Origin of the sequence: Vibrio sp. 947 (assembly GCF_033339115.1) — a bacterium.
Classification (GTDB): domain Bacteria; phylum Pseudomonadota; class Gammaproteobacteria; order Enterobacterales; family Vibrionaceae; genus Vibrio; species Vibrio alginolyticus.
The window spans coordinates 40,246-59,317 of the sequence record NZ_JAWOTX010000010.1; the positions used below are offsets into that span (position 1 = coordinate 40,246).

The window sequence follows — 19,072 nt, forward strand, 5'->3', positions numbered from 1 at the left end:
TGAATGGATGCCATGTTGAAAACCCTTCTGAGCGAATATGTTAAACAACATTAATTTGAATCTACTTAGATCCTTGCATGTACTTTTAGAGGAGTGTCATGTCAGCCGGACCGCAGACCGTTTGCACATTACGCAGTCTGCCGTCAGTCGACAGCTTGCACAATTGCGCGATCTGTGTGGTGACCCACTGCTTATTCGTCAAGGTAATCAACTGATACCAACGCCACGAGCAATAGCATTAAAATCAAAGCTTGATGCATTACTGGCTGAATTTGACCATTTACTCGATGACCAACCTTTTGAGCCGCGGCAGTGGCAAGGTGAGCTTGTTATTGCTTCTAGTGACTACGTGGCGCAATACGTATTGCCCGATATTGCCTCTCACTTGGGTGAACAAGCGCCACAGTTAGATATGGCGTACCGACTGTGGCAACCCAACTTTCTTGATAAACTTCATGAGACGGGCATCCATATCGCGTCTTCTATGTATCCAGAAAAACCACAGAGTGTGTCGAGCGTTAAAATTGGTGAGGATTCATCAGTTTGTTTGATGAAATCTTCTCATCCGTTAGCAAAGCAGGACCAGATCAGTATTGAAGACTTGATTTCATATTCACACATCAAAGTGACTGGCGGCGGAGACAAAGATTCCTACACTGATTTAGCATTGAAAGAGCTAGGGCACACCCGCCACGTTACCTTTAAGGTTCCATTCTTCTCTGCTGCGATCAATCGCTTAGTTGCAAGTGAGCACCTGATGGTGGCTCCTGAACATATTGCCGTTAACCTCGCTAAACATTGGGACTTAACCCATAAAGCATTACCACTCGAAACACCTATTCATCAATATTGGTTAATGTGGCACCCCAAATACGACACGGATCCTGCGCATAAATGGGTGCGAGAAGAGATTCGCTCAGTAATGCAAATCTCTGAATATTCCATTCGCTAATACGTACACCGTTTAGCCATGACTTGAAGTCATGATTAGTATGAATAACTTTGATTTCTAATTATACCTCTTCCGTTGATAGAGTGAGCGTCAAAGAGGGGAGATTCTTATGACACTAACAGTTTGGTTATCACTTTTTACCGTGTGTTTATTAGGGGCTATGTCACCAGGTCCCAGTTTAGCTATTGTCGCTAAGCACTCGTTGGCTGGTGGACGTATCAATGGATTAGCTACGGCTTGGGCTCATGCGTTTGGCATTGGTATATATGCGTTTATTACCTTGATTGGGCTCGCTGTTGTTTTGCAGCAAAGCCCGATGCTGTTCAAGACGATTAGCCTTGTGGGTGCGGCATATCTTGCGTATTTAGGGTTTAATGCTTTGCGTTCAAAAGGTGGTGTGGCTGCGAAGTTGGAGTCAGGTGAGGAAACAACGGTAATCCAGTCTGCGCGAGAAGGCTTTTTTATCTCGATTTTAAGTCCCAAAATTGCTTTGTTTTTTATCGCATTATTCAGTCAGTTTGTCGCGCTCGGTAATGATTTGAGTAATCAGATGATCATTGTTGCCACGCCGTTTGTTGTGGATGGGCTTTGGTACACCTTTATTACCCTAGTGCTATCGAGCTCTAAAGTCGTTGACAGAATTCGCTCTAAGGCAGTGTTGATTGATCGTTTGTCAGGGGTAGTACTCATGCTGCTGGCTCTTAGAGTGGTCGTAACGGTATAGACAAGCTCGCAAGACAGAAATACTAAAAGCAGCCCGTGTGGCTGCTTTTCAAAAAAGCACTCTGCCATTTTAAGGACAGGGTGAAAGCAAGAAGTTTCTCAGGAGCGGTCGGGGGAGAGAAACTCATCTAAATCTTATTTACTTACCGGCGAACCTCTTCAAATTCACCTTCAATCGCATCTGCTTTACCTGTATTAAATTCATATTCTTCGTGCATTTCTCTCTGCATTTTCTTGACGCGCTTTTCAATACGCTTGCCGGTAATTAATGCTGCGATGGTCAACGGAATCGCAATGATCAAGCTAAATACTAACGTAAAAAAGCCGGTAATCAGTGCTAGTGCAGTTACAATAATCCGATTCATAATCATGACCTCTCTGTAATTTATGTGCTCAGATTAATGCTGTGAACATGAACAAAACATGAATGCTGACGTTCACTTTGTCCGGAGAGTGTCAAATGAATGAAACGAAAAAACGCCTGAGGGTGATCAGGCGTATAAACGGGGAAAAATATTAGTAATGCGCATGGCGCTTATTATTTAGAACAAATATGAGATATTGTCCGCTACGCTATGTGGTTAACGTTGTGGAGCAAAGTTCACCTATCGAGGGAATGTTTGGTAACGAACACCCATCATTTGTTCCATACAGTGCACAACTTGGCAGCTGTAACCGAATTCGTTGTCGTACCAGATGTAAAGTACACAACGCTTGTCTTGTGCGATAGTCGCTTGACCATCTACGACGCCTGCATGGCGAGAGCCAACTAAGTCAGTTGATACAATTTCTGTTGAATCGGTGTAGTCAATCTGTGCCGAAAGCTCAGAGTTCAACGCCATTTCACGCAAGTAATCGTTCAGTGAATCACGGTCTACGTCTTCACCTAAGTTTAGATTAGCGACTGCCATAGAAACGTTTGGTGTCGGTACGCGTATCGCGTTGCCTGTTAGCTTGCCTGCAAGCTCTGGCAATGCTTTAGCAACTGCTTTTGCCGCACCTGTTGAAGTCAGAACCATGTTTAGTGAAGCACTACGTCCGCGACGGTCACCAGAGTGGAAGTTGTCGATCAAATTTTGGTCGTTTGTGTATGAGTGCACGGTTTCAATATGGCCAGAAAGAACACCATATTTATCGTTCAGAGCCTTAAGGACTGGCGTGATTGCATTTGTTGTACAGCTTGCCGCAGAGATGATGGTGTCATCTTCTTTAATTACCGACTCATTTACACCGAATACAACGTTTTTGATGTCACCTTTACCTGGTGCTGTTAGCAGTACTTTCTCTGCGCCTTGACACGCTAAGTGTTGGCTCAGGCCTTCAGAATCACGCCAAACACCTGTGTTATCAACAACTAGCGCGTTATTGATACCGAAAGCTGAATAGTCTACTTCGCTTGGGTTATTTGCGTAGATAATTTGGATGTAGTTGCCGTTAACGATCAGTGCTTTACGCTCTTCATCGATAACAATACTACCGTTGAACTGGCCGTGAACTGAGTCACGACGCAGCAGGCTAGCACGCTTCTCCAAATCGCCTTTTTTACCGCCACGAACCACAATCGCACGTAGTCTTAGTGGGTAACCTGGACCACTTTTCTCAATGAGAAGGCGAGTAAGTAGTCGACCAATGCGACCGAACCCGTAAAGAACCACATCACGCGCTTTCAATGAAGAATCTGCGTCGCGAGCGCCATCAAGTGCAGTGATAAGGAAATCGTTTAGAGAGCTTGTATCGTCATGTTCATTCCAGTACATAGTTGCCAATTGGCCAACATCGACACGGCATGAAGAAATGCTCATTTCACAAAGCGCTTGAATAATAGGCATCGTGTGCTCAAGCGAAAGTGGGTTACCGGTATAACGTCTTGCAACGCGATGAGTTTTGAGAATGTCTATAGTAGTAGCATTAATAAGCGTTTTACCAAACAGAACCACTTCGATTCCTTTTTGACGATATAGCTTACCAATTAGAGGGGAAATAGATTCAGCAATCGTTTGGCTAGTTTGCCAGTCTTGGAGATATTTCTCTGGACTCATTGTTGTATTAGACCTTTCACGTTTTGGGGGCTAACCATACTCTCTGCTGTTGCCTCTTCGGCAGCGTGCAAGAGTGTGGTGGGTTATGTAATCGGGTTGTAATAGTTGTGTGTGCGGATTCTAAGGTCGGAGTCCTTATTCTGCTAGGAAAATTAAATCCAGTGTAAAACACTACTTAAGGGGACGTTAGTGGTGGATTAATGTGACTAAAGCAGTGGTTTTCACGTATTGACATTTAGAAAGTAACTTACTTTTTTTGCGATGATAACGTTTGCTTTCAAATTAGTTTTGTTGACAAAAATGGATATTTTGCATTTTTGTGTGATTTGACTCGATAAGGCAACTCAATAGGTAAACATACAATAGATGATTTCCTGAAAAGTGAGGCGACTCTTAGTTGTGAGTGAAACTTTATTGTTTGCATCCAACTTTAAGATCAAAAAATATGACTTGAATCACAATTGCCACTTCATTAGCCGATGATAAAACACTCACAATAACCATAATCTAGGTAGGTGAATGTTGTTTGAAAGTAACAATGTCGTATATGCCTTTCAATGCGGGAAACTAGTCTAATATTAAATAAACGGATGAAATCAACCATTAGGCTGATGGATGTTGAGATTATCAATAAAAACACGCTTAGCACTCCTCGCACTATTACCCGCTGTGGTAATCGTGGTATTTGCAGTTCAGCAGTTTTCTGATAATGCGTTGCGCGTGAGCCGTCTCAATCAAACGGTTAGCAATATTCAAGGTTTCCAATTGATATCCAAGGCCTCCCACTTTATTTACTCCATAGAGAAAGTACGCCGACAGCCTGATCTTCAAGTCTCTGCAGCCATTAATATTGAAGAACAAGGTGAAGTTATTTCTTCTTTGCATCAAAAGTTTGTGAGTAACCCTAATACTGCTGAGTATGCTGATGAACTGAAAGAAGCCATGCTGGGGGTATTGTCAGGTAGATTGAGTGAGATGGACGACCTGGGTGATTGGGCATTTCAACAGCTCCAAAATATGTCGCGCTCTTTGTTGCAAAATCATCAATGGTATGGCAGTGACGATGGCATTCGCATGCAAAATTTTATTGCCTACCTTGCTCAGCTCTCTTTTTGGACACAGAAAGAAGCTTGGCTGACGAACCGTTTAGTCCAAGACCCTAAGAGTCGGCTAAGTCAAAGTATGTTTTATCAGGCGATTGACCGACAGCAGCAAAATTTGGATGCGTTTTTAAACTTAGGTGGGTCATACGAGCAAGTGGATAAATTGCTTGGCTTGTTTACTTCGCCGAGATATCAGAGAAACTTGGCGTCTCGCGGACAATTAATATCAGGAGACATGTCACAAAGTGACTACGCCGCGTATTTAAAAGAACTCGATTTTCGTGTGCAGCGCTTACAAGTGCTCATCGATGGGTTCACCAAACAAACTGAGCAGTCGCTTCTCACGCAGGTTCATGAACAAAAGGCCAATATAGCCATGATCAGTTTTGGCGTTGCCTTAGTGGTTATCCTGCTTTGTTGGCTCGGATTTAGTACTTGGTTCCGCGTTAACAGCAAACTCGATGCGATCATTCATACTTTAAACGCGTTGATCAACTCCGAAGAGAAGCAAACAAAAGTCAAAGTTGATGGAAGTGATGAACTGACCATTTTTGCTCAGCAAGTGAATCGAGTGGTTGAAGAAATGCAGAGACAAACTGAAGAAATACTGCATGCAAAAGAGTCAGCAGTATCGGCTAATCGTGCAAAATCTGTGTTTCTTGCCAACATGTCACATGAAATACGCACGCCCCTTAACGGGATCATGGGCATGACAGAAATACTCTCTCAAAGTGAGTTGTCTTCGCATCAACAAGAAGTTGTTGATGACATTGACTCCTCATCTCAAACACTGCTTACTTTACTTAACGATATATTGGATCTCTCTAAAATCGAGTCTGGACGATTGGAGCTGTCACTAGTAGAAGCGGATATCCGAGAAGTCGTGTATCAGTCGATGATTTTATTCCAATCCAAAGCAACATCTAAACAGCTAAAGTTAGGTATTAATTTAGCTGAAAATATCCCCATTCGCGTGATGGTCGATGATCATCGTGTCAAACAGGTAGTTACGAATCTGGTATCGAATGCGGTTAAGTTTACCGAAAGTGGGCATGTATGCGTTGATGTTAGTTATGAGGAGTTACTTGAGAAAGAACGTGGAGTGCTGAAGTTTAAAGTAGAAGATACCGGAATAGGCATTGATCAAGATAAGTTAACCACGATTTTTGAACCCTTTACTCAGGAAGATGAAGGAGTGTCGAGGCAATTTGGCGGCACAGGGTTGGGTTTGGCAATTTGTTGTCAGCTTGTGTCGATGATGGGGGGCAAGCTCGTAGCAACATCTACAAAAGGAGTGGGCACATGCTTTGAATTCTCGATTGAGGTTGAAGCAATTCCGGTGTTTGGCTGGCGTTCGGAGATGATTAATAAAGGGCTTTTGATCTGCTCAAATTACGACTACGCCGACCAAGTATTAAAAGAGTGTCGCTTAGCGAAAATCAATCTCTTTGGTGTTAATAATGTGAATGAAGTGCAAGCGATAAATGATGACTTTGATGTCATATTTCTGTGCCACAGTAACGACGCTAATACCGATGAAATCTTGGATAATCTATCATTTAATTACGATCTTCGCCGTGTGATTATTTGCCAGCATCATTTATCCACTCCCTACGAAAATGCAGAAAAAGTACATGCCGTACTCACATTACCTTTCCTTGGCAATCGATTTAAGCATGTCATTGATGATTTAGCTAAGGTTGAAAAGACTATATCAAGTGACAATGTCACCAATAATGTTGTCAGCTCTGAATATCGAGCGTCGCGCTCTCATCGGAGGATCTTAATTGCGGAGGATAATTTGATGAACCAGAAAATAGCGAGTTTTTTTCTGGATAAAGCAGGTTATGACTATTTGATAACAAGCAACGGTCAAGAAGCGTTAGAAGCCATCACAAAGGGAGAAGAATTCGATGCAATTTTAATGGACTGCATGATGCCCGTGATGGATGGACTGACCGCGACGAAAGAAATTCGTCGTTGGGAAAAGAAAGCAGGACGTGAAAAAACGATGATTATCGCACTCACTGCGAGTGTTTTGGAAGAAGACATCCACAACTGTTTTGCGGCAGGCATGGATGCTTATTTACCTAAGCCGTATAAATCGAACCAGTTATTTGAGCTCTTTAGTGAATTAAAACTCGCCTAGCTAACATTTCAACTTAGACAAGGCGTCAAAACGATAAAGCCCCACTTCAGGGGCTTAGTTCTGATTATTCATTGTTGTGCGTTGGCTTGCGCGCCTGCGAGTTTGCGTATGGTTTGGCGATAGGTTAGGTATGCGGAAACACCAGCTAACAGGTTGCCGATACAAGCGCCTAAGAGTAAACCTCGGATTCCATCCATTTGAGCGCCAACCCACAAGCACGGTAGGAAAAAGACAAACAAGCGCAGCGCTGAAATGGTGAGCGCGGTGTAAGATTTGCCTAATGCATTACAAAGAGAAACCATTAGCATACAAACCCCTAATGAACCCAAACTGATCGGCACTATCAGTAAATGCATTTCCAAGACTTGCTCCACTTGCACATCACTTGTCATCAATAATGCGAGTGGGTTTGCGACGGCAAATGTAATGGCAGCAATCAAAAGTTGGAAACCTAGAATGAATTTTACGGCAATACTGACGAGCCTTTGGATATCTTCATAGTTCTTTGCCCCAAGTAAGCGTCCAACCATTGGAGGCATAGACATTGTCAGCGCCAAGACCGAAACGATAGCAAAGAACTCATAGCGTGAACCAAGCGCCCAAGCGGCGACTGCTGCGGTTCCAAAGCTTGCCAATAATTTTGTTGCTAGCATGGAAGACAACGGTGGCAGCAGTTGGCTAATCATCGCAGGGCCCATAATGTTACCGATAGATGCAACACTTTTGGCTACGTTAAGATCTTGCCATTGTGTCGTTGCCCAGTGATTCTTTTTCACGCGAGGAGCGACGACTAAAATACCAAACCCAAAAGCGACGATGGTTGCTATTGCCGCTCCGTTAATACCCAAGTCAAACGTGAAAATAAATAGCGGATCGAGCACAAGGTTCACGCCGCTGGTTATCATCATCATTGTGCCAGGTAACATTGTATTGCCATTAGCTCGGCAGATACTGTAGTAAAAATACAAAACTGCACCAGTCCATGAGCTTAATAACCACCAAGGCCAGTAACTGTCGATTATCGGCATAACAGATTCTGGAGCGCTTAATAGAGCTAAAATGGGGTAGCGCAAAAGCCAAATTAGCCCGCCAAAAATAGCGACACCAATTGAGCCGATCATCAATACCAATCCGCCAAGTTGTTTGGCATACCGACTTTCATTCGCCCCAAGAGCTTTAGAAATGACCGCTGTCGTTGCGATCCCTAGACCGACTTGAATACCGATAATGACCATTTGCAAAGGCAGAGTGAAACCTTGAGCGGCTAACGGTAAAACGCCGAGCTGACCGATAAACGCACTATCCACAAGCTGAAAGCTCATTAAAGACAGAACGCCAAATAGCATTGGCCAGGTCATCGTAAATAATTGTTTTGCAAGCGTTGGTTGTGTACTTGTCGTAGTTGAAGACATAGAAAGCTGAATGCGTTAGGAATAAGAGTTAGATTGATTGTACACGGCGGTTAGTTTAGAGACAAAAATAAACCCCGAGGAAGATATTCTTGCTCGGGGTTCGAAAATCTAGCTTACGCGTTTATTTTTTGCCGCTAGTTTGCTTGTCTTCTTCAGTCAGCTCACGAATGCGACGGCTGATGTCACGACGTGCTTTAGAGATCTCAGCGCTTTTAATGATGTGGTCATCAACACGATCTTCATAGTCTGCTTTCATATTTTTGATGATTGCGACGATTTCATCGTGAGTCATTTCTGGTTTGATGTAGTCTAGAAGGTTTTCTAGAAGATCAACACGTTTACGGTTATCACGAACTTTCTTCTCGTTATCAAGAAGCTCACGTTTTAGTTTGTTTTTACGACGAGCTTGGTTAACGATTTCAAATACGCTACTCATAGTTCTCTTTCCTAATTTTATGAATATCTTCCTCGATTAAAGCACAACATCCAGTGGCATAACAGTCTTTAGATCAATAGCAATGCAGAGTTGAACATTTCTCAACCAATTGCGCTGTGTCCATATAATCGTGCTGCTTTCTTCGAGTTTTGGCCAGCATCGTAGAATCCATCGATTCATTGTCATAACGTGGCCTTCACTATATTATCAACACCATTGAATGCAAAATGATGAACTTGATATGGACTCTGGTAACACTGCGGAGCAAGTAAATAGTCAAGATAATGAGCAAGTCACTCGCTCTGTGGCTGAAAAGTTAAAAACGGCGTATATCAACGCACGCGAGCAACTCGAAATCATCGAAGTTGAGCTTAATCGTTCAAAAATAATGATGGTCGACCAAGATGGCAATTTGACGAGAGTGCCGATTCTCTCGGAGCATTGATACCTGACCCTATTCGTAAGGGGTGTCAGGTCTTAAGCTATGCTTTAGCCTGACACCAACACCTGAACCGCTAACGCTTCTTGCACTGCTGTGTGAATTTATGGCGTATGATTTCGAAGCGATTTAGGTACAAAGTCAAATGCAAAAATAATAAGGAAATGCATTATGAAAGTTGAGCTAACGGCAATTGAAGCACGAGTTATTGGTTGCTTGATCGAAAAAGAAGTCACTACCCCAGATCTTTACCCCCTCAGCCTAAACGCATTAACCAACGCGTGTAATCAAAAAAGCAACCGTGATCCCGTGATGTCACTCTCAGAGTCAGACGTACTCGATGCCGTTGATGCTCTTATTGAGCGCAGGCTCGTCAGTGACGAAAGTGCGTTCAACAGCCGCGTCAGCAAGTATCAACACCGTTTCTGTAATACGGAATTTGGTGATTTAAAGCTGACAGAGCAGGAGAAGGGCATTGTATGCTGTATGCTTTTGCGCGGTGCTCAAACACCTGGGGAAATTCGTACTCGTACTAATCGTCTCGCGACATTTCATGATGTAAAAGAAGTGGAAATGGTCCTTGAGCATTTAGCAAGTGAAGAGAAAGGACCATTAGTGGTCAAATTACCACGTGAGGCTGGTAAGCGGGAGTCGCGTTATATGCATTTGTTCTGTGGTGATGTTGATGCGTCCGAACTTGCAGCGCCTGTGTCTGCTGCAAGCTCGAGCTCCGATCGAGTAAGTCAGCTAGAGCTCGAAGTCGCTCAGCTGAAAGAAGAGCTGGATGAATTAAAAGCTAAGGTTGAGTCACTGCTTTCATGATGGAAAATACAACGCAGCGTTGGAGTGTCTACCTGATACGAAATAACCGCAACGCGTTGTATTGTGGTGTTACCAATGATGTTGAACGAAGATTCAATCAGCACCAAACCGGAAAAGGAGCGAAAGCTTTGAAGGGAAAAGGCCCTTTGGTATTGGAATGGTCATTGGATTTTGACTCAAAGACGCTTGCCATGCGAGCAGAGTACTATATTAAGCAACTAACTAAAGCGAAAAAAGAGCTGCTCGTTATGTCAAAAGCAAATATTGTCGTCGACGAACATCAACAAATGATGTTAGAGATAGTGGCACTCTGATAAGCCCTTGCTACGCAAAGATACACGGAAACCGCCCATGCCACATTGGCGGTTTCTTTTTGTTTTTGGAGTACCATGTAGGAATAAACTGACGCATAATGGGCTGGTGTTCTGTTTACAGGTCCTGAATATGAAAAGCGCGAAATGTCTTTGCGTCATCGAGACAAAGGAAGCGACTCAATGTACTTTCATTTGCATCCACTCAGACCAAGAACTAATTTACTATTGAAACAGGCACTAAGAGGAAGGTAGATTACAAGAGTATAGGATGACTCGGCTAGGTAATGAATAGAGCTGAATTAGGCTCATAAAAAAGCTAAAAGAGCAGTAGATGAAAAAAGCGTTAGTATTCTCCCTGATTTCAATGGCCGCTTTTGCGCCGAATGTGCAGGCCACCCAAGTTCTTAATGGGTATTGGGCATATCAAGAGTTTTTAGACCAGTTTCCACAACAGAAGCAGCTAACTAGTGCGTTGGCTGAAGTGGTAAGAGAAACCCCTGTACCCGTAGCAAAAGACAAAAAGCGTCCACTGAAAATTTCTGTTGTTTATCCAGGGCAGCAGATCTCTGATTATTGGATTCGAAACATCGACGCGTTTGAAAAACGCCTAGATAAGCTTGATATCGACTATCAGCTAAATCAAGTGTTTACTCGTCCTAATGCAGATATAAAGCAGCAAAGTTTGTCTTTAATGGAGGCGCTGAAAAGCAACTCCGATTACTTGATCTTTACTCTAGATACCACAAGACATCGTAAGTTTGTTGAGCATGTCTTAGATTCAAAGAAAACCAAGTTAATTTTACAAAATATCACCACACCTGTTAGGGATTGGGAACATCATCAGCCGTTTCTTTATGTTGGTTTCGACCACGCAGAAGGAAGTCGTGAATTGGCCGTTGAGTTTGGCAAGCGTTTCCCTAAACATAGCCACTATAGTGTTCTCTACTTCTCAGAGGGCTACATTAGTGACATCAGAGGCAACACTTTTATCAACCAAGTGAACCGCGATAATCAATTTGAACTACAATCTGCTTACTACACCAAAGCAACAAAGCAATCTGGGTATGAAGCTGCAAAAGCCAGTTTGGAGAAGTATCCGGACGTTGACTTCATTTACGCGTGTTCTACCGATGTAGCATTAGGTGCTGTTGACGCTCTTAAAGAGTTAGGTCGTGATGATGTCATGATCAATGGTTGGGGCGGCGGTTCAGCAGAGTTAGAGGCGCTTTCTAAAGGGGAGTTAGACGTTACCGTTATGCGTATGAACGATGATACAGGTATTGCAATGGCTGAGGCCATTAAGTGGGATTTAGAAGGAAAGCCAGTTCCCACTGTTTACTCTGGTGATTTTGAAGTCGTTACCAAATCGGACTCTCCAGAAAGAATTGAAGCATTAAGAAAACGTGCATTTAGATACTCAGATAATTGATGACAACTACATCAAAAACAAGAAAGCGTCGCTCACTGTCGACGCTTATTACCAAAATAATTATTCTCGTACTTGCTCCGATCATTCTAGGCATCTTTGTTCAGAGTTATTACTTCTCGAAGCAGATTATTTGGCAGGAAGTCGACCGAACCAAGCAGCAGACCTCTGCCCTGATCCTGAACATTTTTGATAGCCATTTTGCAGCGATTCAGATTCATCACAACAGCAATTCGAAAAGTGATGTTGTATTGGATTTTTATACAGAACGTGATGAAGAGGCACTCAATTACTTTTTCATGAGTATTGACCAGAGTGATCCTTCCCATACACCGGAGTTTCGTTTCCTAACCGATCATCAAGGTATTATTTGGGACGATGGCAACGCGCATTTCTATGGCATCAACAACCTGATACTTAGCCGACTTGCCAGTCAAGTGACCTTTAGCAACAACTGGTATTATCTACCCTCACAGACCCCGATGGGAACTCGCCATCTTTTACTTCGTCGTGTACCCGTTTTACAACCTAAAACCGGTGAAGTGATGGGGTACTCTTACAATGTTGTTGTTTTAGATAATAACTTTGGGTTGATGGAAAGGTTAAAAAATGAAGGCAACGTCGACAATGTTGTGTTGGTCGCTAACAACACACCATTGGCAAGCTCATTAGTAGGAGATGAGGCTTATCAAATATTTGACGTACTCAAACGACGAGAGTCCCAGCACAAGCTTGACCAATTATTTATCATCAAAACCCCTATTGAGGTAAATGCCGCCGAGACTGACTTGTGCTTGCTTACTGTGCAAGACAATCAGAGCGTGGTGACATTGCAAATCCAACACCTGCTAGCAATGCTAGCCTCAGTTATCGGTATGGTTATGATTGCGCTAATGACTAAAGAATGGATCGAGAATCGAGTAGTTGAAGAGTTAGGATCCCTGATGGCATATACCCGCTCGGCTCGTGAAGAAAAAGGATTTGAGCGTTTTGAGGGGTCAGATATTGAGGAATTCGATCATATTGGTTCGACACTAGAAAACACTTTTGAAGAGCTTGAAGCACAAAAGCGGTCTTTCCGAGACCTGTTTAACTTTGCGTTATCACCTATTATGGTGTGGTCTGAATCGGGTGTACTTATCCAAATCAATCCGGCAGCACGCAAAGAGTTAGTCATGGAAAACGATATTGAAACCATGCACCCAGTGTTCAAAGGTTTCAAAGAAAAGTTGATGCCACACCTTCGCATGGCGGCTCAGGGAGCTACGTTGACAGGCGTTAATGTGCCAATTGGAGACAAAGTATATCGCTGGAACTTATCGCCGATTCGAGTTGATGGAGATATTAGCGGTATTATTGTTCAAGGTCAGGATATAACCACGCTAATTGAGGCGGAAAAACAGAGTAACTTGGCGCGCAAAGAAGCAGAGAAATCTGCTCAAGCCCGTGCCGACTTTCTGGCTAAAATGAGCCATGAGATCCGAACGCCAATCAATGGAATTTTAGGGGTTGCTCAATTGCTAAAAGACTCTGTGGAAACAGAAGAGCAGAATAACCAAATTGACGTACTTCGACATAGTGGTGAGCACTTACTTGCTGTTTTGAATGATATTTTGGACTTTTCGAAGATTGAGCAGGGTAAGTTTAATATCCAAAAGCACCCGTTTTCTTTCACTGATACAATTCGAACGTTAGAAAACATTTATCGTCCTATTTGTGAAAGTAAAGGCGTCAACCTTGTCATTGAAAACAAAATAGATCCCAATGTTGAAATCTTTACTGACCAAGTTCGTCTGAACCAAATTTTATTCAACCTAGTCAGTAACTCAGTAAAGTTTACGCCCTCGGGTAGCGTGCGCTTGCATGCTGAACTGGAGCAGTTCTATGGTGCTGACAATAGCGTGCTGGTCGTGGAAATTACGGATACAGGTATCGGCATCGAGTCTGACAAACTCGACCAAATGTTCGAACCTTTTGTTCAAGAAGAAGCAACAACGACTCGAGAATACGGTGGCAGTGGCTTAGGGCTGACCATTGTGAAGAGCCTTGTCGACATGCTGGAAGGTGATGTTCAAGTCCGCAGTCAGAAAGGCTTAGGAACGACTTTTGTCATTACAATGCCAGTGAAAGATCGTGAGCGAGTACTCACCCCTCTTGATTCGAGTTTGCGAGTTAAGCCAGGTGAACTATTTGCAGAGAGTCTCAAAGTGTTGTTGGTAGAGGATAACCATACTAACGCATTCATTCTAAAAGCGTTTTGTAACAAGTACAAAATGCAGGTTGATTGGGCGAAAGATGGGTTAGAAGCAATGGAATTCTTAAAAGATCATACTTACGATTTGATACTGATGGACAACCAACTTCCGCATCTTGGTGGAATTGAAACGACCAAAGAGATCCGACAAAAGCTAAAACTAGGCACGCCAATTTATGCGTGTACTGCTGACACCGCGAAAGAAACCAGTGACGCCTTTATGGAATCGGGTGCGAATTACGTGCTTCTCAAGCCGATTAAAGAAAATGCGCTCCATGAAGCATTTGTGGATTTTAAGCAGCGGTTCTTAGTCGAGCGAACATGAATAATTGGCTCACTACGGGATAACCCAATTATTCATTATCTGAAAAGCACAACACCATGACTGTGGGTTGTGCTTTTTTGTATCTGACCCTTTTACTCTTATACAAATCAGACTTTATTGGTCTCGACGTTTGTTGTGTACATCGCTGCATTTCAAATTCAAACATAGTGTTGTGTTACTTAGATTTCTGCCCCTTCACTGACACACCCAGCGTGATTTCAATCACAAAAAGATATTTACTTAGCGTGCTAACTATTTTATATTGCTTAGCACGCTAAGTAATTGAGTAGATCTTATGATTCAAGACATCAACAGTTTGCGAGACCTTTCTCTGGCTGAAAAATTATCTCGTGTTGCTCGTTTGTGGAAAATGGTTGCAGATCGCGAGTTAGAGCCTTTAAACCTGACGTATCCGCGTTGGACTGCGTTATGGAAGCTTTATCGAATGGGTGACAACATCAGTCAGAAGCATTTGGCTGAAGCGCTTGAGATCGAGTTAGCGTCGTTGATGCGAACATTAAAATTATTAGAAGAGCAATCTCTGATCACTCGCCATTGCTGTGAACACGATAAGCGAGCACGTATTGTTAGCCTCACAGAAGAGGGGAAAACCCTACTAAAGCAAATGGAGGCTCGGATTCTTCAAGTTCGAAGCAAGCTCCTAACGGACATCAACGACCAGGAACTTCAGCAGCTTTCATTGATTCTTGATCAGATTGCTCACAATGCGCTTGATTCACTTAGCGAATAAGTCAGAAAACCGAATAAAAAGAGAAGTAAACGCCTATGACTCCAGATCAAAAATTCGCACGTTGGATCAAATATTCTTGCGTCGCGTTTGTCCTTGTCTTTGCCTATTTTCTAGTTGCAGATCTCGCCATGCCGTTGACGCCTCAGGCAATGGCAACGCGTGTGGTAACTAAAGTGGCCCCCCGTGTGAGTGGGCAGATTACGCATCTTTATGTTGCCAACAACCAAGAAATAAGCCAAGGCGATCTACTATTTCAGATTGATCCCCAGCCTTATCAGCTCGCCGTAGAAAAGGCTCAACTTAACCTTGAGCGTGTGATTCAAAACAACGAACAACTTGATGCTTCTATTGCTGCGGCAAAAGCAGACGTTGAAGCGAGCAAAATCGTGGCGGAACAAAAAGTTCGCGAAGCAAAACGTCTTAATACTCTGTTTCACCGTAATGGTACTTCGCAACAGCAGCGCGATGACGCACAGAGCAGTGCAACGGCAGCTAAAGCGAACTTACTGGCCGCACGTGCTCGTTTAAAAGAGTTGGAAGTAAACCGCGGTGATTTAGGCGCGACGAATGTGAATATCCGCGTGGCGCAAAACCAGCTAAAACAAGCGGAACTTAATCTGTCTTACACTCAAGTCTCGGCGGAACATGATGGCGTTGTCGCTAACTTGCAGCTGGAGACGGGGGCCTATGCGGCAGCTGGTACACCTCTTGTCGCTTTAGTCTCCGATGACGTGGATATCATTGCCGACTTTCGTGAAAAGAGTTTACGACACTTTAATCAGAACAGCCGTGCGTTAGTGGCTTTTGATAGCTTACCTGGTGATGTATTTGAAGCTCGTATTACGAGTGTGGATGCCGGGGTCAGCTCGGGTCAATTCGATGCGGATGGTCGCTTAGCAACACCAACTGACTCAAACCGTTGGGTGAGAGATGCGCAGCGCTTACGTTTACATTTAGCTATCGATGAACCTCAGCAGCGCGCATTTCCAGCAGGGGCACGAGCAACCGTGCAGTTGTTGCCAGAAAACTCGTTATCTGGTTGGTTAGCGAGGTGCCAGATCCAATTCTTGAGTCTTCTTCATTATATTTATTAACGAGGAGGCGATATGAAGTTATGGGACCACCCCATGTCGGAAAACGACTTCCGTCAGTGTTTGCGCATTGCAACTGGTGCGACTATTGGTTTCACTTTATGTAAAGTATTTGGTTGGAACTATGGCGTATTCTTTACTGTAACCCCGATGCTGTTACTTGGAATGGTGCCAGTCATGAGTCTACATGCCGCACGACAACTGATTTTTTCAGCGGTTGTGTGTGGATTAGAAGTTGGGGTGCTTGGTGGGTTATTTGGTGGGCACCCAGGCATGATGACAATCATTGCATTCGGGTTGTTCCTATATAAATTCGCCTGTATGTCAAAAGGGAGCTTATTCTTATTTGGAGCGAACAGCGTACTGAGCTTAAGCATCATGCTGCATTTTGCTAGTTATCCAACCACTGACTTAAATGACCTAATATTTAGCAACCTGCAAGCGAATGTTATTTCAGTGATCGTTGCTTATGTGGTGACATTTTTGATTCCCGATGCGGAACCTCGTCAGCCACCAGCGAAACCGTCGCAGCCTAAACAGAGTCATCGAATGCGTCATGAAGCCCTTATGGGGGCGAGTATCGCTACAATGTCTTTCCTTGTATTCCAGCTATTTGACCTCAGTGACTCTATGTCTGCTCAGGCGACAACCTTGCTTTTATTGTTTCCTATGCATTGGAACGGTGCTTTAGGGTATGCGCGAAAAAGAGCAATGGGAACCTTGATGGGGGTGACCTTTGGTATCGTCGGACAACTTGTATTATACGATTGGTCGGATACTTTATTGTTTATCGTCCCATTGCTTTGGATTGGGGCTATGATGTTCAGCTATATGCACGTGAAAGAGTCTAGCGGCTCGGGAGCCGGATTTGGCGGTTTAACCACATTAGGCATTTTGTTCGGCCAATATCTTACTCCGGATGGTGACTTAATGTTCAGTGCGCTGTATCGCGTGAGCAGTATTTTGTTTGCTATTGTTGCGACGCTGCTTGTGACCTATACGGTTCACAGAATACTCAACAGCTTTGAGGCGACGCGCTTTAGCGAGCAGTAAGTTCAGACGTTACTGGTTAGAAAGGATTGCTCCAGTAACTCTGTTTTTAGTTCGTGAGTCATCTCAATGGAACTAGCAAACTTAATTCCAACTACCCATCCCTTCGCCAATTTCTTAATGTTGGCAATGACACATCGATTTTCTTCTCCGATATAGTGGCTTAACGGACATTCGATGGTAACACTCTCACCCACGTTGAATTCGGGCTCAATCAAGGTTGATATACCAACACCTGCTAGAGAGAAATCGATAAGGCTACCGTCGTAGACATTCCCTGCATGAATAACGTTACAGTTCATTTGCAACTTGTAACGCTCATGTTCTCGAACTGGTTTGGTTGCAAATGTTCCTGGAATGCGGATAAACAAAAGGGGGGATGGTCGAACGGTCGTCGTCAGTACGCTGGACTTAAACGCAATGACATGGCCTAACTCCGTATCTGATACACCACGCACGATGACATCGGCGTTGGGGAGTTTCCTCATCACTTGCTCTTCAAGCAAACGCATTGGTATATCAAGAATCAAATAAGCATTTTCTTTCATCCCAAGATAGGTGGTGGAATACGTATATTGATCCTTAGGCCCAAATTCGAAATTAGTAGAAAGTTTCATTCCCGGTTTGAGAAACCTATGCAGTTCATCTTTACTATGAGTGGCTGGCATCACATTGGCGTTTTAATTTTTAGTTAAGCTGAGGCTATCAAAACGCCATTTTGTTATTCAAGATAGTAAGGCATAAGTTTTTGTAAAATCATCGCTATCTGTGAAGTGGTGGGCGATAAGTTTGGTTCATTCCATCTTTCATAAAGATTTGGCTTGCCACAATACTGCCGCATGTGACCAACATCAGCGCTAACCAAGTGAGAGAATCTGGTTGTTCACCAAAAATTGGAACGGCAAGAAGTGTCGCGACGACTGGAGTTAATGAACCAAAAGCAGCGCTGGCTTCGGCACCGATGATCCTAATTGCATAAATGAAAGTGAAAGAAGCGATTAAACCTGCGCCAACACCTTGTAGCATCGCGTGGCCAAATAACTCCTCCCATGGCCACTGGCTGAACGGTGTTACCACCAAATAACTGTCTACCCACCCGAAACCAACGGCGATGATGAGCAGAGCCAAAGACGCGATTGCAACGAATCCTGCACAGACGTGTGCATTAAGATTGGCGACACGAGCGCTGATGGTGAAAGCAGCCCACATGATGCTGCCAGTTAGAAACAGGATATGCCCTTGTAATTGAGACCAGTTGTACTCTGCGCCGCTATTAGAAAGAAGGAATACGAAAATCCCTAACAACACCGTAGAAAGCCCGATTAAGCGGTGAGCACTCAGCGACTGTTGATAACAAAGTACCGCGATAGCAGAAACAAACAATGGCAAAGTGCCAGGTACTAATGCACTGCCGTGCGCCACGGGAGCGAAATGCATAGCCGTTCCGACGACCAGAAGATAGGGAAGGCCGCTTCCAACCACAACACCAACCAGGTAGCGTTTAGGCACTACGCGCAGCGACTGTTTATGCTTAATCACAAATGGTAATAAAATTATACTTGGGATGAGAAAGCGAACTAACGCGATATCGGCTGGCTGCAAGGCAGAAATTGCGCCCCCTTTTAAAGAAATAAAGAAACCAGACCAAAGCAGTAAGGTCGTTAATATAGCTGCGTATCCCAAGATCATTATCGACATGTCCATTTGTAAATGATGTGTTAATTGTTGAATAAAACTCTTGCCAAAGGGAGGCAAAGTTTGACGTAATTAGGCTTGATGTTGGTGA

At 43.6% G+C, this 19,072-nt stretch carries 17 protein-coding genes; 11 read left to right on the forward strand and 6 right to left on the reverse strand.

What is annotated here, in order from left to right; all coding sequences use genetic code 11:
- Positions 1-37 precede the first annotated feature (37 nt).
- Together R7Q39_RS14260 and R7Q39_RS14265 are read left to right on the forward strand one after the other, a co-directional pair.
- Positions 38-952, forward strand: a complete 915-nt coding sequence (locus R7Q39_RS14260; RefSeq protein WP_017819875.1) for a LysR family transcriptional regulator — start codon at positions 38-40, stop codon at positions 950-952.
- Positions 953-1,061: 109 nt separating this feature from the next.
- Positions 1,062-1,676: a LysE family translocator gene (locus R7Q39_RS14265; RefSeq protein ID WP_005373611.1), complete on the forward strand. Its 615-nt coding sequence runs from the start codon at positions 1,062-1,064 to the stop codon at positions 1,674-1,676.
- Positions 1,677-1,818: 142 nt separating this feature from the next.
- Here R7Q39_RS14265 and R7Q39_RS14270 read toward each other — a convergent pair whose 3' ends face one another.
- Together R7Q39_RS14270 and R7Q39_RS14275 are read right to left on the reverse strand one after the other, a co-directional pair.
- The gene (locus R7Q39_RS14270; RefSeq protein WP_005373607.1) at positions 1,819-2,040 is read right to left on the reverse strand and encodes a hypothetical protein; all 222 of its coding nucleotides are present in this window, start codon (positions 2,038-2,040) and stop codon (positions 1,819-1,821) included.
- Between the two features lie 240 nt (positions 2,041-2,280).
- Positions 2,281-3,714, reverse strand: a complete 1,434-nt coding sequence (locus R7Q39_RS14275; RefSeq protein ID WP_005373606.1) for a glyceraldehyde-3-phosphate dehydrogenase — start codon at positions 3,712-3,714, stop codon at positions 2,281-2,283.
- A gap of 615 nt (positions 3,715-4,329) precedes the next feature.
- Here R7Q39_RS14275 and R7Q39_RS14280 point away from each other — a divergent pair.
- Positions 4,330-6,966, forward strand: a complete 2,637-nt coding sequence (locus R7Q39_RS14280; protein WP_262649135.1) for an ATP-binding protein — start codon at positions 4,330-4,332, stop codon at positions 6,964-6,966.
- A gap of 68 nt (positions 6,967-7,034) precedes the next feature.
- On the opposite strand, the gene R7Q39_RS14285 is transcribed toward R7Q39_RS14280, so the two are convergent.
- Both R7Q39_RS14285 and R7Q39_RS14290 read right to left on the reverse strand, forming a co-directional pair.
- A complete protein-coding gene (locus R7Q39_RS14285) occupies positions 7,035-8,378 on the reverse strand; it encodes an MATE family efflux transporter (protein ID WP_025767935.1) in 1,344 nt (447 codons plus the stop codon).
- Between the two features lie 121 nt (positions 8,379-8,499).
- The gene (locus tag R7Q39_RS14290; RefSeq protein WP_005373603.1) at positions 8,500-8,814 is read right to left on the reverse strand and encodes a DUF496 family protein; all 315 of its coding nucleotides are present in this window, start codon (positions 8,812-8,814) and stop codon (positions 8,500-8,502) included.
- A 220-nt stretch (positions 8,815-9,034) separates the two neighbouring features.
- Here R7Q39_RS14290 and R7Q39_RS14295 point away from each other — a divergent pair, with 220 nt between their 5' ends.
- The 8 genes from R7Q39_RS14295 to R7Q39_RS14330 all read left to right on the forward strand — a co-directional run bounded on the left by R7Q39_RS14295 (position 9,035) and on the right by R7Q39_RS14330 (position 17,289).
- The gene (locus R7Q39_RS14295) at positions 9,035-9,259 is read left to right on the forward strand and encodes a hypothetical protein (protein WP_005385630.1); all 225 of its coding nucleotides are present in this window, start codon (positions 9,035-9,037) and stop codon (positions 9,257-9,259) included.
- Positions 9,260-9,424: 165 nt separating this feature from the next.
- Positions 9,425-10,075 (forward strand): YceH family protein, encoded by a 651-nt coding sequence (locus R7Q39_RS14300; RefSeq protein WP_138940087.1) that lies wholly within the window; start codon positions 9,425-9,427, stop codon positions 10,073-10,075.
- Positions 10,072-10,389: a GIY-YIG nuclease family protein gene (locus tag R7Q39_RS14305; RefSeq protein WP_132937186.1), complete on the forward strand. Its 318-nt coding sequence runs from the start codon at positions 10,072-10,074 to the stop codon at positions 10,387-10,389. Before R7Q39_RS14300 ends, R7Q39_RS14305 begins: the two co-directional genes overlap by 4 nt.
- Before the next feature lie 331 nt (positions 10,390-10,720).
- Positions 10,721-11,818 (forward strand): autoinducer 2-binding periplasmic protein LuxP, encoded by a 1,098-nt coding sequence (locus R7Q39_RS14310; RefSeq protein WP_005385634.1) that lies wholly within the window; start codon positions 10,721-10,723, stop codon positions 11,816-11,818.
- The gene (gene luxQ / locus R7Q39_RS14315; RefSeq protein WP_318076395.1) at positions 11,818-14,394 is read left to right on the forward strand and encodes a quorum-sensing autoinducer 2 sensor kinase/phosphatase LuxQ; all 2,577 of its coding nucleotides are present in this window, start codon (positions 11,818-11,820) and stop codon (positions 14,392-14,394) included. Before R7Q39_RS14310 ends, luxQ begins: the two co-directional genes overlap by 1 nt.
- 295 nt (positions 14,395-14,689) lie before the next feature.
- On the forward strand, positions 14,690-15,145 hold the full coding sequence (gene slyA, locus R7Q39_RS14320; protein WP_005373589.1) for a transcriptional regulator SlyA: 456 nt from the start codon (positions 14,690-14,692) through the stop codon (positions 15,143-15,145).
- Between the two features lie 35 nt (positions 15,146-15,180).
- Positions 15,181-16,239, forward strand: coding sequence for an HlyD family secretion protein (locus tag R7Q39_RS14325; protein ID WP_017635178.1), 1,059 nt, complete (start codon positions 15,181-15,183; stop codon positions 16,237-16,239).
- A 12-nt stretch (positions 16,240-16,251) separates the two neighbouring features.
- Positions 16,252-17,289 (forward strand): DUF2955 domain-containing protein, encoded by a 1,038-nt coding sequence (locus R7Q39_RS14330; protein WP_017635179.1) that lies wholly within the window; start codon positions 16,252-16,254, stop codon positions 17,287-17,289.
- Between the two features lie 2 nt (positions 17,290-17,291).
- Here the strand turns inward: R7Q39_RS14330 and R7Q39_RS14335 are convergent, their stop codons facing one another.
- Positions 17,292-17,954 (reverse strand): flagellar brake protein, encoded by a 663-nt coding sequence (locus tag R7Q39_RS14335; protein WP_054577766.1) that lies wholly within the window; start codon positions 17,952-17,954, stop codon positions 17,292-17,294.
- Between the two features lie 94 nt (positions 17,955-18,048).
- On the reverse strand, positions 18,049-18,975 hold the full coding sequence (locus R7Q39_RS14340; RefSeq protein ID WP_025767932.1) for a DMT family transporter: 927 nt from the start codon (positions 18,973-18,975) through the stop codon (positions 18,049-18,051).
- Positions 18,976-19,072: the final 97 nt, after the last annotated feature.

Coding starts and splice junctions, on each gene's coding strand:
- R7Q39_RS14325 (WP_017635178.1), top strand. CDS start 15,181: ATGACTCCAGATCAAAAATTCGCACGTTGGATCAAATATTCTTGCGTC.
- R7Q39_RS14275 (WP_005373606.1), bottom strand. CDS start 3,714: ATGAGTCCAGAGAAATATCTCCAAGACTGGCAAACTAGCCAAACGATT.
- slyA (WP_005373589.1), top strand. CDS start 14,690: ATGATTCAAGACATCAACAGTTTGCGAGACCTTTCTCTGGCTGAAAAA.
- R7Q39_RS14285 (WP_025767935.1), bottom strand. CDS start 8,378: ATGTCTTCAACTACGACAAGTACACAACCAACGCTTGCAAAACAATTA.
- R7Q39_RS14310 (WP_005385634.1), top strand. CDS start 10,721: ATGAAAAAAGCGTTAGTATTCTCCCTGATTTCAATGGCCGCTTTTGCG.
- R7Q39_RS14300 (WP_138940087.1), top strand. CDS start 9,425: ATGAAAGTTGAGCTAACGGCAATTGAAGCACGAGTTATTGGTTGCTTG.
- R7Q39_RS14290 (WP_005373603.1), bottom strand. CDS start 8,814: ATGAGTAGCGTATTTGAAATCGTTAACCAAGCTCGTCGTAAAAACAAA.
- R7Q39_RS14295 (WP_005385630.1), top strand. CDS start 9,035: ATGCAAAATGATGAACTTGATATGGACTCTGGTAACACTGCGGAGCAA.
- R7Q39_RS14265 (WP_005373611.1), top strand. CDS start 1,062: ATGACACTAACAGTTTGGTTATCACTTTTTACCGTGTGTTTATTAGGG.
- R7Q39_RS14335 (WP_054577766.1), bottom strand. CDS start 17,954: ATGCCAGCCACTCATAGTAAAGATGAACTGCATAGGTTTCTCAAACCG.
- R7Q39_RS14260 (WP_017819875.1), top strand. CDS start 38: ATGTTAAACAACATTAATTTGAATCTACTTAGATCCTTGCATGTACTT.
- R7Q39_RS14280 (WP_262649135.1), top strand. CDS start 4,330: ATGTTGAGATTATCAATAAAAACACGCTTAGCACTCCTCGCACTATTA.
- R7Q39_RS14340 (WP_025767932.1), bottom strand. CDS start 18,975: ATGATCTTGGGATACGCAGCTATATTAACGACCTTACTGCTTTGGTCT.
- luxQ (WP_318076395.1), top strand. CDS start 11,818: ATGACAACTACATCAAAAACAAGAAAGCGTCGCTCACTGTCGACGCTT.
- R7Q39_RS14330 (WP_017635179.1), top strand. CDS start 16,252: ATGAAGTTATGGGACCACCCCATGTCGGAAAACGACTTCCGTCAGTGT.
- R7Q39_RS14270 (WP_005373607.1), bottom strand. CDS start 2,040: ATGAATCGGATTATTGTAACTGCACTAGCACTGATTACCGGCTTTTTT.
- R7Q39_RS14305 (WP_132937186.1), top strand. CDS start 10,072: ATGATGGAAAATACAACGCAGCGTTGGAGTGTCTACCTGATACGAAAT.